The sequence below is a fragment of the Segatella paludivivens DSM 17968 = JCM 13650 genome, from assembly GCF_000373185.1.
Taxonomy (GTDB): Bacteria; Bacteroidota; Bacteroidia; order Bacteroidales; family Bacteroidaceae; genus Prevotella; species Prevotella paludivivens.
Genome location: NZ_KB890635.1, coordinates 1 through 13,929, shown reverse-complemented (window position 1 = coordinate 13,929; position 13,929 = coordinate 1). Strand labels below are relative to the sequence as shown.

Here is a 13,929-nt window from a genome sequence, read left to right as displayed (position 1 = left end):
CTCCCTCCCACCAGAAAAAGTTTTTTTAATGCCACTAATTACTCAAATTCAATTAGGAAATCTGTTAGGGACTTGTCTGCCGCAATATCCATTTTTTTGCGTAGACGATACCTTGCACCTTCTACACCACGTATTGTAAGATTAGTGAATCTGGCAATATCCTTCGTGTTGAGATTCAGACGTAGAAGAGCACAAAACCTTAAGTCAGACGGAGTTAGATTTGGATATTTTTTGTGCAGATTACGGAAGAAATTCTTATGTATAAGATCAAAATTATTTTGGAATACAGACCAGAACTGATCAGTATCATTGTTGTCTATCATACAAAGCATTTTATCTATGTCTCTTCTACTTAATGAACCCGTTCGTTCCTTTTCACGTAATGCATCCTTTATAGCTTCCACAGAGTTCTTCCTTGCTACATTAGCCAGGGCCAGACTGGCCATTTCTTTCCCTTTCACCTCTATCTCGTTTTCAAGCAACAACTTTTGCTGTTGAGCTATAATTTGTTCCTGCTCCAATACTTTTAGACTCTTGCGCATAAGTTCATCATTGGCTTTTTCTTGATTTATACGTATCAGTTTGTTCGAACGCCAGTTAATGTATATGTGAATGATAATGTATAGTAATATAGCATAGAATATAAAAGCAACCCAAGATAATAATAAAGGTCTGTTATGACTGAACCTATATACCGTTTGTCCCAATACCTTACCCGATACAGAACAAACAGTAGCTGTAAACTTGTAATCACCATAATTTAAACTGTTGTAAACCACATTTGGTGATTCCGACTGTGAGTTTATATTCGTTCCCGATCCTTCCAATTTATATTTGAATATATACTTTTCATTATTATAATTTGGGTAGGATAGAGCAATCGAAATATTGTCGTTTGTTGATATGCCCTCCACTTCATCATTACAAGATAACAGATGCAATTTATTGTCCGAATCATAATTACCAACCTTTGTTATTTTAAGTATGTATTTAGTGTTCTTGCTGTATCCGGAGTTGCTTCTGTAACAACCTATTCCATTGTTCATGAAAAAGAACGCATCATTACCATTAACGTAGATAGGATTACTGCTAGTATTACATTCCAGACCGAATATGGCACTTGGTATGAACACCTCAGTACAATATCTGTGTCCATTGAAGTGAACCTTCGAGTATCCGTTTTCATCAGCAATCCAGAATGTGTTATTATCGATATTTATTGCCGAGATAACACCTTTTTTACAGATATTATCTAGTTCATGATATTCGATTATACGCTTTTGTATATCATCATATGTATAAAGTTTATATCCATCAGAGAATATTACACGACCTCTAATATTCAGTACATGCATCTTACCCGAATATACAGTCCCTGGCATAGATTTATAGTAGTGCCAGTGAACGATTCTCTTTAGATCTTTAGACAATTCTATCTTAAAAAGTCCTTTGCTCATTTGTGCAGCCCATATCACGCCGCTATTGTCAATTTCAAATTCACTTATAGGCATAGAAAACCCTGTTAAGGAATTTGAGAATATCCATTTATCACCAGCTTTTCTGTATACTCTGAATAAACTGTATGACGATTCTATGAGAGCTGTTTGTCCGTAATAAGAGTATTCTCTTATACTAGTGCTTCCATTTATAGTCCCCGGCAACTTAACACTCTCGTTACCATTTATTAACCTGGTACCCAAGTTATTTCCTGCAAATATTTCTTTGCCGAATCTCGCTACATACCAGTTTTGTCCATCAGTTTTTTTTACCTGATTTATTATTCCTCTTGCTATATCATACCTCCAAACAGAAAGATTAGTTCCGATATATGCATTATTGTTGACAATGCTCATTCCATAAACCATTCCAATAGGTTGGTTGAAATTGTCAGTACGTAATAATGTAAGAGGGATTCCCGTATGTATAAGTGATATACCTATATCCAGAGCCGCCCATATATTGTTTTCCCTGTCAATGAATAGTCGTAATACTGTATTATCATATAGTCGGTTTTCTATATTATAATGCCATTTACTGCGTCCATTATTATCTATGGCATATATTCCGTTTGATATAGTTCCTATTATGATTGTGGATTGTCCTAACATTACCCCTCTGTTTACTTGGTATTTCATCAGGTCATTATCAATCTTTGTTCTCCATTTTGTCAGTTTACCTTTCGAGAAAAGAAATATACCGTTATGGTCTGTTAAAAGTAATATTCTATTATTGCTATATGGTAATACAGCTACTACATTATCATCCCCATAAGATTTCCTTTCCAGAAGATGTACAAACCTATTATTACGAAGCAAGTAGAAATCCCCATTAATCATTTGTACATATATCTCCTTATTTAGCGAGAAAAAGTAAAGAGGCATATTCTTAGAATCGAAATGAGATGTTATTTTACCTCTGTAATAGTCGAACCAAGAGCAGAACGATTGGAAATACACATGTCCGTTTGGCGTTTTTATGATGTTCCATATCTCATCGTTATGCGCCTTATAGTTTTTCGGCCATAGCGAAGTATACACATATTGTCCATATAAGTTTTGTTCGAAATATCCGAAATCAGTATACGACCCGGCGTATATTCTATTTCCGTCTGCCATTACCGATCTTACAACACCGTTTCCCGGCATAGGAGTTAGAGTCCAGTTGTATCCGTCAAACGAGAGTAGTCCTTTATTATTACCGAAGAACATTCTTCCATATACATCTTGCGTGCACGACCAGTTTTGCAAATCCCCATTATATTTGGATGGTGCAAAGTTTGTAACGATAGGCATTAGTTCAGATGCGTATGAATTGACAGATATTATTATCAGTAATAAGATTACAAAATAAGATTTCTTCAAATTTAAATGCATAACATGGTCTAATAGTTAATGAATTGCAAATATACATTTTTATTATCATTCAACAAAAAAATATTTCTAAAAATATTATTTTTGTTATCTATTGATAATTAATTAGTTACAGATTATGACGTACTAAAATAGTAGTGACATTATACGGCGTCGTAGTCGTAGCGTATTTTATTTTTTGCTATTAAAGGATAATATTACTTCTTTTGCAACGTGAAACAATTATTAACCTAAATACATTGATATGAAAAAAAAGTTTTATTTATTACTCATCTCATTTTTTATTATTCAACTGAGTTTTGCTCAGAACAATATAATAAAAGGAACTGTAGTCGACAAGGTGAATCAGCCTATTGTTGGAGCTACAGTAATGGTTGATGGTACAAGTCACGGATCGGTGACAGATATGAATGGTGAGTTCACTATTAAAGATGTATCATCAGGTGCGACAGTAAGTTTTTCATTTGTTGGAATGAAAACTAAAAAGATTAAGGCATCGTCGGATATGAAAGTAACATTAGAGGACGATATGCAAAATCTTGAAGACATTATTGTCATTGGTTACGGATCTGCAAAAGCAAAAGATTTAACATCACCTATTACAGTAGTCAAATCAGCAGATATTAGTTCTGTTCCTTCTACGTCACCTATGACTGCAATACAAGGCAAGGTAGCTGGTGTAAATGTAATAAGCAGTGGTACTCCTGGTTCAGGACCAACTGTCAGAATACGCGGAGCTGGTTCATTTGCCAACAGTTCACCTCTTTATGTAGTAGACGGTATGTTTTATGACGATATCAATTTTCTCAACAATGAGGATATTGAAGAAATGTCAATATTAAAAGATGCCTCTGCTGCAGCTATTTATGGTGTAAGAGCAGCCAACGGAGTTGTTATTGTTACCACAAAAAAAGGAAAGAAGAACCAGACAGCAAAGATTACCTATGATGGATATGTAGGTTTCCAGAAAGCGACCAATGTTCTTAAGATGGCAAATTCTCAGCAGTACGCAACAATGCTTCTTGAGGCAAACTACGATGCTTATTCTCCAATCATAAAATCGTCAATAGATAAATATGGTGGTAACTATTCCGGTTCAGATTTTCACAATTGGGCTTTTGGCAGTGATACAGACTGGTATAAAGAATTGCTTCGTACAGCTATTATCAGCAATCACAGCCTTGGTATCACAGGCGGTAGCGAGAAAGCCACTTACTCTCTAGGTATGAGTTACCTCTATCAAGACGGAGTTATGGATGTAAAAAACAATTACAAACGTCTCAACTTCCGTGCTGCTCTTGATTATGATGCCACATCATGGTTGAAGGTAGGCTTTAGTAGTGTGGTTAGCATTTCCAATCAGGTATTGCCTAATAACAGCGCATGGCAGCAGGCTTTTAATGCTCCGGGCATTTATCCTGTATACGATGCTAATAACACAAGTGCATTCCCTAACAAGTATGCATCACCTTCAAGTGTTGGTTTTACTTCCAATTTCTACAATCCTGTAGCTACAGCTAATTACTTTAACTCAAAGAACGATTCTCATCAATATCTTACAAATCTTTATGCACAGATTAATCTGATACCTGAGAAACTTAACGTAAAGACGAGTGTAAACTATAATTATCAGAGCATTAACGGAAAGGTTTTCACACCTACATATTATGTTAGTAGCTGGCAGCAGAATACAACAACTAGTCTGACTAAGAGTACCACAAGCTATGACAACTATATATGGGATAATATCATGACTTATCGCGACAGTTATGGTCAGCACAACTTTGGTGCCATGCTAGGTATGTCAATGCGACAGGAGAAATATCGATTTTTAAGTGGAACAGCTGTTAATGTACCTGAGGGTAAAGAAGAATACCAGTATCTCAGTCAGGGAAATTCAACAGGTATCACTCTATCAGATAATGGATCAACATATCGCGGTCTGTCGTATTTCGCACGTTTGAACTACGATTATGCCGGAAAGTATTACCTCATGTTCACAATGCGTGCCGACGGTTCATCTAAGTATCAGGACAAATGGGGTTATTTCCCATCTGTAGGTGCATCATGGGTCGTAACCGAAGAGCCGTTTATGAAGAATCAGAGCGCAATAGAATATCTTAAGTTACGTGCCAGCTGGGGACGTCTTGGTAACGACCACGTTGCAGCAAGTGATGGATTCGCAAGCATAGCAACAGGTAACGGTTCATCAGGCGTATTTGGTAACACTACACTGCCCGGATATCAGAACACATCATATTTCAGTTGGCTACAGTGGGAAGTTGTAGATGAAATCAACGCAGGTCTTAACTTCTCTACCCTCCAAGGCAGGTTAAATGTAGATGCAGATTATTTCCACCGCATGACCAAACATGCTGTCATCTCTCCTAAGATAGCCTTCAGCAATCAAACACTTGCTGGCAATTATGGTAAGATTTTAAACGAAGGATTTGATTTGTCTGCTACATGGTCAGACCGTGTAGGCAATGACTTCAAGTATCATGTTGGAACTAATATTTCGGTACTTAAAAACCGAGTTAAAGACCTTGGTGGACCAAGTATAATCAAAGGTGGCGAAACAGTAAATATAGTAGGTGAAGAGATGAACTCATTCTATGGATATAAGGTTATCGGCATTTATCAAACAGCAGCCGAGTGTGCAGCCGATCCTACAGCCGTAAAGAATGGTCTGCAGCCTGGTGACTTCAAGTATGAAGATAAGAATGGCGACGGTATTGTTGATGGCAACGACCGTCAAGCACTTGGCTCTTATATACCTAAGTTCACTTACGGCATCAATGCAGGCTTCTCATGGAAGAATCTTGATTTTGAAGTAAGTACATACGGTCAGTCAGGAGCTAAGATGTATAATCGCAAGCGCGCTCTACGTTATGCTCAGAGCAACTACAACTTTGATTACGACCAGTTTAAGAACCGTTGGACGGGCGAAGGCTCAACCAATAGTTATCCATCAGCCGCTGCACTTATCCGTAGTTGGAATATATCCGATCAGCGTGTTAACTCATTCTTCGTAGAAAGTGCAAATTATTTCCGCATCCAGAATGTTACGTTAGGTTATACATTCAAAAATATAAAGATGGGTAGTTACACACTTCCAAGCATACGCCTCAGTGCTACAGCCGACCGCCCGTTCACAACCTTCTCAGCTAATTCATTCACACCTGAGCTAAGTAATGCACAAGGTTGGGATACAGAGGTCTATCCTATAACTGCAACTTATACATTTGGTATTCAAATACAATTCTAACGCATAAAATTTAGTACAATGAAAATTAATAAATATATATCAGTTATAGCTGTTGGCACATTATTGCTTGCTATTACTTCATGCAGTAGTTATCTGGATAAAGATCCCGAAAACAGCGTGCCAGAAAAAAACGTAGACTTCACAGATGTGTCTAATATGTACCAGCCTGTGTCAGGTGTATACGCAAAACTCCGTACAGGTGGTATGCACTGGGTAATATGGCCGCTTTCTATCATCCGCGATGATGATGTATGGTCAGGACGTATAGACGATCAGGCTATTCTGAATCAGTTTGGAGGAAAAACCGATGATCCTACAGGGTACAATTATGATAATACCTTCTGGGGACTTAATGAGATGTGGAATCAGTATTATGGTATGATTAAGGTTGCCAATGCAGCTTTAGAATCACTCAATAATTACGCGGCAAATACCACAAATAGTGCAGTCCTTACAACAAACAAATCGTATCAAGGAGAGGTTCGAATACTTAGAGCCTATGCATACTGGCGTCTTACACAGGCCTTTGGTCCTGTAACCATTCTTAGTAGCAATAGTCAGACAGACCTCACCCGTTCTACGGTGAAATCAGTGTACAATTATATTCTTGGCGATTTGCAGTACGCGATAGACAACTGTCCCAAAGTTCGTCCCAACGAGATGGAGCATGTCGGAGCAGCTACCGCATATACCGCAGAGGCTTTGGCCGCAAAGATCTATCTTAACGAAGGCGACTATGCTAAAGTAGAAGATCTCACCAACGACATCATCAATAGCAATAAATTCCATTTATATCCCGACTTCTATGAGCTGTTTAAGATACCTGGAAAACTGTGTGATGAAAGTTTGTTAGAGTGTCAGTGTACAGATTTTGGTTTAGGGTCTGGTGATATGGTAGATGCCGATCAGTGGTTTGTATTCCAAGGTCCGGCCAATGATGGAGATATTTCAGGATGGGGATTTATCGGCCTGTACAAATCATTCCGCAACTGGGCTAAGGATAGAGGCGAAACAGTTAGATACACCACATCATTCCTAGAAGCAGGAACAACAACTCCAAGTGGTGACGTCATCCGTCCACTACAGAATCCTACCCAGACAGACTGTTGGAACGGTAAAGCTTATACTCCAAAGAATGAGTTAACTTCAGGACGTACCAAATACGGTTCAAATAATAATATCCGTATACTTCGTTATGCCGATGTACTCCTGATGAATGCAGAAGCAAAAGTTCGTCAGAGTAAGAATGGTGATATACCATTCAATCTTGTAAGAACTCGTGCCAAGATGCCAGCTATAACAAATGTTAGTGTCGACCAGATTCTTGACGAGCGCCGCATGGAACTATGCTGCGAGTGGGGAGAACGTTACAACGACTTAGTCCGTACCGGAAAGGCAGCTTCCGTTTTAGGCAAGTATGGATGGACCGAAGCCAAAACATATTATCCTATTCCGTTCGATCAACTTTCAGACAATCCTGATTTGAATAAAGAACCAATAGATAAGTAATGACAAAAACTAACTATATCATACTATTCATATTGTTAATGCTTCCTGCTTCGGCAAGGAGCATTAACTCCTATGATTTTTCAGATACTATAAAAGTAGTAAAAGGACAAGTAAGTAATTATTATATTCCTGTACACGATACTTATCAGATTACAGGCCGAGTTACCGATACAGATGGTAAACCCCTTTCGGGTGCAACAGTCATGTTCTTCGCCAGTCCCAGTCATTGCAATACCAATACCGATGGTGTATATCATCTTACTGCAACTGACGCAGATTTACATCTTTATGTATATTATCCCGGTAAGGATTTCGCTAATGTCATCAGAAAACGAAGCGATCGCAATATAGATATTACGATGATGCAACGAAAGGATACATCCGTTTCGTTACCCCGACGCAGCGCTCAGTCCACACCCTGGTACGACCCTTATCATACAGGCACGACCACGTATTGTAACCCACTCAACATTAGTTACAACTACGAGTCGTACGATGATAATGTTAAGTCGCAAGGTTCGTTCCGCTCTTCAGCAGATCCGATGGCACTTACCTATAAAGGCCACTATATGCTATTTTCGACCAATCAGGCAGGCTTTCATTATTCACGTAATCTTAGCGATTGGGATTTCTGTACAGCCTCCTTTCAGCGTTTTCCCACGGACGATGATCAGTGCGCCCCCGCAGCTTATGTATCAGGTGACACACTCTTCTATACAGGCTCTACTTATAGAGGCTTACCTATCTGGTATACGCTCGATCCATGGTCAGGACGTTGGCGTCAGGCTGTAGAATGCAGCACACTTCCATCATGGGATCCGTGTCTTTTTCTCGATGATGACGGCAAATTGTATCTTTACTATGGTTCCAGCAACGAATATCCCATAAAGGCAGTCGAATTGAGTCGTGACAATTTTCTACCTATAAGCAAGATTCACGATGTAGTAATGCTCGATCCCAGGCATCATGGCTGGGAAAGATTTGGTATGAACAATGACGACGATACCACCTTAAAGCCCTTTATGGAAGGAGCCTATATGACGAAACATGACGGCAAGTACTATCTTCAATATGGCGGTCCTGGTACCGAATTTAAAATATATGCCGATGGCGTTTATGTAGGTGACAACCCCTTGGGCCCTTTTACTTATCAGCGGCATAACCCGATGTGTTACAAACCCGGTGGTTTCGTTCAAGGTTCAGGTCACGGTGGAACTTTCGCCGACTTGAAAGGCAATTATTGGCATGTCGCTACATGTATGCTTTCTTTGAAGTATAAGTTTGAGCGTCGTATCGGCCTTTATCCTATGGCTTTTGACAGAGATGGAGTGATGTATTCTAATACTGCCTTCGGCGATTATCCATGTTGGAATGCCGATAAAGACATCAAAGATCCATCACACCGTTTCACTGGTTGGATGCTTCTCTCTTATGGCAAGAAAGCAACTGTGTCATCCTCCGACAGTATCTATGTAGCTTCCAGTCTTACAGACGAGGACATGCGCACATATTGGACAGCCAAGACTGGCAATCCGGGCGAATGGGCACAACTTGATCTGGGTACTGTAAAGAATGTTAAGGCAATACAACTCAATTTCTATGATTACAAGACCGTACAGAACAATCGCGCTAACGACCTATACTATCAGTATCGTATCTGGTCAAGTGATAACGGCACAGACTGGCAACTCGTTGTAGACAAGAGTGATAATGATAAAGACGCCCCACACGATTATGTAGAGTTGAAGTCAGTATTACGTACAAGGTATATTAAAGTGGAAAATCTACATATGCCCTCGTCAGGATATTTCTGCTTGTCAGAGATAAGAATATTTGGAAATACAGACGATAACAGACCTTCAGCGGTAAGACAATTCCGCGTTATCCGCTCAGCCAAAGACACACGCAACGCATACCTCTCATGGAAACCATCTGCAGGAGCTTACGGCTATAACATCTATTATGGTGTAGCACCTGATAAACTGTACAATAGTATTACCGTGCTAGGCTGTACATCTTATGATTTCAGAGGCATGGATAGCGGCAGCCGCTACTATTTTGCCATAGAGGCTTTGGGAGAAACAGGGCGTTCCGAATTATCTAAAACTATTATAAAATGATTTTGTATATGATAAAGAATAAACTATCAGTTTTGTTACTTCTTGCAATGACCTTTATATCATGCAAGGCAGGCGAGACTAATGAAAGCCCGGCGCAACCGGCACCCGAAACAGCAAGTAGACCTACCTCATTTGCAAGTGACGATGCGATGTTAGACTATATAGAAAAGGTACATCTCAACTATATGTGGGATGGTGCTGACCCCACATCGGGTATGGCTTACGAGAGGATACATCTAGACAATAATTATCCCGAGAACGACCGTGATGTCGTAACCCTTGGTGGTAGTGGTTTTGGAGTGGCAGGCCTTCTTGTCGGTATAGACCGAGGTTTTATCAGTCGTACAGACGGTGTAGCCCGTTTGACCAAAATCGTAAATTACCTTTCTACTGCAGATAGATTTCATGGCATGTGGCCTCATTGGCTTTATGGATCTACTGGCAAAGTAAAACCGTTCGGCACAAAAGACGACGGTGGCGATTTAGTAGAAAGCTCATTTATGATGCAGAGTCTGCTATGTGTACGTCAATACTTCAAGGATGGCAATAGTTCAGAACGCGCACTATCCGATAAGATAAATACCTTGTGGCGTAGTATGGAGTACGATTGGTATCGCAATGGAGGCAAAAACGTCATATACTGGCATTGGTCACCCGATTATGCATGGGATATGAATTTTCCCCTGCAGGGATATAACGAATGCCTTATCGCCTATATCCTTGGAGCATCATCACCTACCCATTCTATCCCCGCCGAGTGCTATCATGAAGGCTGGGCACGTAGTGGTGCCATCAAGAGCAGCGCAGCCCCCTTTGGTTATCCGCTTGAGTTGAAACATAATGGCGCCGAACAACTTGGCGGTCCCCTTTTCTGGTCGCAGTATTCTTATATTGGCCTATGTCCTAAAGGTCTTACAGACGAGTATGCCAATTATTGGAATGTTACCCGTAATCATGCCATGAGCGATTATGAATATTGTGTCCGCAACCCTAAAGGATACAAAGGCTACGGTAAAGACTGCTGGGGGCTCACCGCAAGCTATTCCATTGATGGATATTCAGCCCACTCACCCGGCAACGATTTAGGCGTAATTACCCCGACGGCAGCACTATCATCATTCCCGTATACCCCACAACAATCTATGGCTGCTCTAAAATACTTTTGGAATAAAGGCTCATGGATATGGGGAAAGTACGGATTTTACGATGCCTTCTCCGAGACAGCCAATTGGACAGAGCCCCATTATCTGGCAATAGACCAACTCACCATTGCTCCGATGATAGAGAACTATCGTACAGGTTTGTTGTGGCATCTGTTTATGAGTTGTCCTGAAGTACAGTCAGGTCTGCAAAAATTAGGATTTACAATAAATAACTGATAATATGATGAATAAGAGAAACATATTAGTAATGGCATTCGCCGCATTTACATTTTGTGCTAGTTCAGCCTCCGACGATCCAAAGATGGATACATTCATAGACCGTTTGATGAGTAAGATGACCCTGAGAGAGAAAATAGGTCAACTCAATCTGCCTGTTACCGGCGATATAGTCACCGGTCAGGCAAAGAGCAGCAACGTGGCAGACAAAATAAAAAGAGGAGAGGTAGGCGGACTCTTCAATCTTAAAGGAACCCAAAAGATACGAGAAGTGCAGAAGTTGGCTGTAGAACAGAGCCGTCTTAAGATTCCGCTTATCTTTGGTATGGATGTCATTCATGGGTATGAGACCGTGTTCCCTATACCATTGTCATTATCATGTAGCTGGGATCTGAACGCCATCAAAGAGAGTGCCCGCATAGCAGCCATCGAAGCATCCGCCGACGGAATATGCTGGACGTTTAGTCCTATGCTTGATATAAGCCGTGACCCACGATGGGGCAGAATGTCAGAAGGCAATGGTGAAGACCCCTACCTTGATGCACAGATTGCCAAAGCGATGGTTCAGGGCTATCAGGGCAACGACCTCAAGGCCAACAATACCATTATGTCGTGCGTAAAGCATTTTGCACTCTACGGAGGAGCAGAGGCCGGTCGCGAATACAACACCGTGGATATGAGTCATTGGCGTATGTTCAATGATTACATGCCTGGTTATAAAGCAGCTGTAGATGCCGGCGCAGGTAGCGTGATGACATCATTCAATGTCGTAGACGGAATACCGGCCACAGGCAACAAATGGCTTCTTACAGATGTACTTCGTAACATGTGGGGCTTTAAGGGTTTTGTAGTAACCGATTTTACAGCCATATCTGAAATGATAGCTCATGGTATGGGCAATTTGCAACAAGTATCAGCACTGGCTTTGAATGCAGGTACCGATATGGATATGGTATCCGATGGCTTTATTGGTACACTTGAGAAATCATTAAACGAGGGTAAAGTGTCAATTCAGGCTATCGATCAGGCGTGCCGTCGTATATTAGAGGCAAAATACAAGTTAGGTCTGTTCAACAACCCATACAAGTACTGTGATGCTAAACGTGCAGCCAAAGAAATCTACACTCCCGAACATCGTGCAGAGGCACGTCGTATAGCAGCCGAAACATTTGTCTTGCTTAAGAATCAAGACCATCTTCTTCCACTTAAACCAACAGGCAGAATAGCCCTCATAGGTCCATTGGCAAATACCAGTGCCAACATGCCCGGTACGTGGAGTGTAGCAGCCCGTGCGGATAAGTACAAATCGCTATATCAGGCTATGAAAGATGCAGTAGGCAATAAAGCCCAAATCTTATATGCTAAAGGCTCCAATCTGATGTACGATTCAGTAATGGAGAAGAACGCAACTATGTTTGGTCGTGAAATGCGCGATAAGCGTTCTGCTAAGGAGATGCTTGATGAAGCATTAAAAGTCGCAGCCGATGCCGATGTTATAGTAGCCGCAGTGGGCGAATCGTCAGAAATGAGTGGAGAGTGCAGCAGCCGTAGCAATCTGGATATGCCAGATGCACAACACGATCTTCTTACCGCACTCAAAAATACCGGCAAACCTATCGTACTTCTTAATTTTGCAGGTCGTGCAACAGTCATGACATGGGAAAGTCAGAACTTCCCTGCCATACTTAATGTCTGGTTTGGAGGTAGCGAGGCTGGGGATGCCATCTGCGATGTACTCTTCGGGGCGAAGTCGCCCAGTGGAAAACTTACCGTTACCATGCCTAAGAGCGTAGGTCAGATACCTATATATTATAGTCATCTCAATACAGGGCGCCCACTTGAAGAAGGTAAATGGTTTACCAAGTTCCGTAGCAATTATCTTGATATCGACAATGCTCCCCTGTATCCATTCGGTTACGGATTGTCGTATACCACATTCTCATATGGTGAACCCAAGTTGAGTAGTGACCATCTTAGTGAAAACGGAGAAATAAAGGTATCGGTAGATGTTAGCAATACCGGCAGTTATAATGCTGACGAAGTAGTTCAGATGTACATCCGCGATCTTGTGGGTAGTGTATCACGTCCTGTAAAGGAGTTGAAAGGCTTTCAGCGCATATCCCTTAAACGTGGAGAGACCAAGACCGTTACATTCACGATAACTCCCGACGATCTGAAATTTTATAATCAGAATCTTGATTACAAGTTCGAACCCGGTGATTTTGATATTATGATAGGTAGTAGCAGTGATGATATTAAGACTTTAAGGTTTACATTAGATTAGTTTGTTATTTATTGCTGTCCGATAAAATAAGGAATAGCATATGAATAGTTCCCGAAGCTCTTTAAAATAGCGCTTCGGGTTCATTTTTTTACAGAACAAGTCCCCTCAATCAAAAAGTAAGGGTTCCGGCGGACTATCAACCTTCTCTTTCAGATATGTTTTCCTATCTTTTTCGGGATTGTTGAATAGGCTATAAAAATCATATTTAATAAACTTTTCCGCATATACTGTCTTATAGCAGAAAAGGTTTACACTAAAATGTAAACTATGGATAATATAATTAGAAAAAGGCGTCCTTATGAACGCTGTGAAGCAAGTGTTCGAGAAGCAATTCTGCATGAGATTTCGACAAGTAATTTGTCAATAAAAGCGATATCAGACAAGTACTTCATTAATCCGCGTAATGTGCGAACATGGCTTTATCGTATTCGCAAATCTCAAGAAAAGAGTGTATCTTTGTCTTCAGAAAGACATGAAATGGAAAATCAAGCCATTTCTG

At 40.5% G+C, this 13,929-nt stretch carries 7 protein-coding genes; 6 read left to right on the top strand and 1 reads right to left on the bottom strand.

The window, feature by feature from the left end:
• Window positions 1-38: 38 nt before the first annotated feature.
• A complete protein-coding gene (locus B045_RS0104510; protein WP_025883980.1) occupies window positions 39-2,861 on the bottom strand; it encodes a helix-turn-helix and ligand-binding sensor domain-containing protein in 2,823 nt (940 codons plus the stop codon).
• Between the two features lie 253 nt (window positions 2,862-3,114).
• Here B045_RS0104510 and B045_RS0104505 point away from each other — a divergent pair, with 253 nt between their 5' ends.
• The 6 genes from B045_RS0104505 to B045_RS15495 form a co-directional block, all read left to right on the top strand.
• Window positions 3,115-6,138, top strand: a complete 3,024-nt coding sequence (locus tag B045_RS0104505; RefSeq protein WP_018463078.1) for a SusC/RagA family TonB-linked outer membrane protein — start codon at window positions 3,115-3,117, stop codon at window positions 6,136-6,138.
• An 18-nt stretch (window positions 6,139-6,156) separates the two neighbouring features.
• Entirely contained in the window at window positions 6,157-7,647 is a 1,491-nt protein-coding gene (locus B045_RS0104500) for a RagB/SusD family nutrient uptake outer membrane protein (RefSeq protein ID WP_018463077.1), read from the top strand.
• A gap of 38 nt (window positions 7,648-7,685) precedes the next feature.
• Window positions 7,686-9,767 (top strand): family 43 glycosylhydrolase, encoded by a 2,082-nt coding sequence (locus tag B045_RS0104495; protein ID WP_044067620.1) that lies wholly within the window; start codon window positions 7,686-7,688, stop codon window positions 9,765-9,767.
• 8 nt (window positions 9,768-9,775) lie between these two features.
• On the top strand, window positions 9,776-11,146 hold the full coding sequence (locus B045_RS0104490; protein WP_018463075.1) for a glucoamylase family protein: 1,371 nt from the start codon (window positions 9,776-9,778) through the stop codon (window positions 11,144-11,146).
• A gap of 7 nt (window positions 11,147-11,153) precedes the next feature.
• On the top strand, window positions 11,154-13,430 hold the full coding sequence (gene bglX / locus B045_RS0104485) for a beta-glucosidase BglX (RefSeq protein WP_026234333.1): 2,277 nt from the start codon (window positions 11,154-11,156) through the stop codon (window positions 13,428-13,430).
• Between the two features lie 267 nt (window positions 13,431-13,697).
• Window positions 13,698-13,929 (top strand): hypothetical protein (locus B045_RS15495; protein WP_044067617.1); only part of this gene is annotated, 232 nt, incomplete at its 3' end.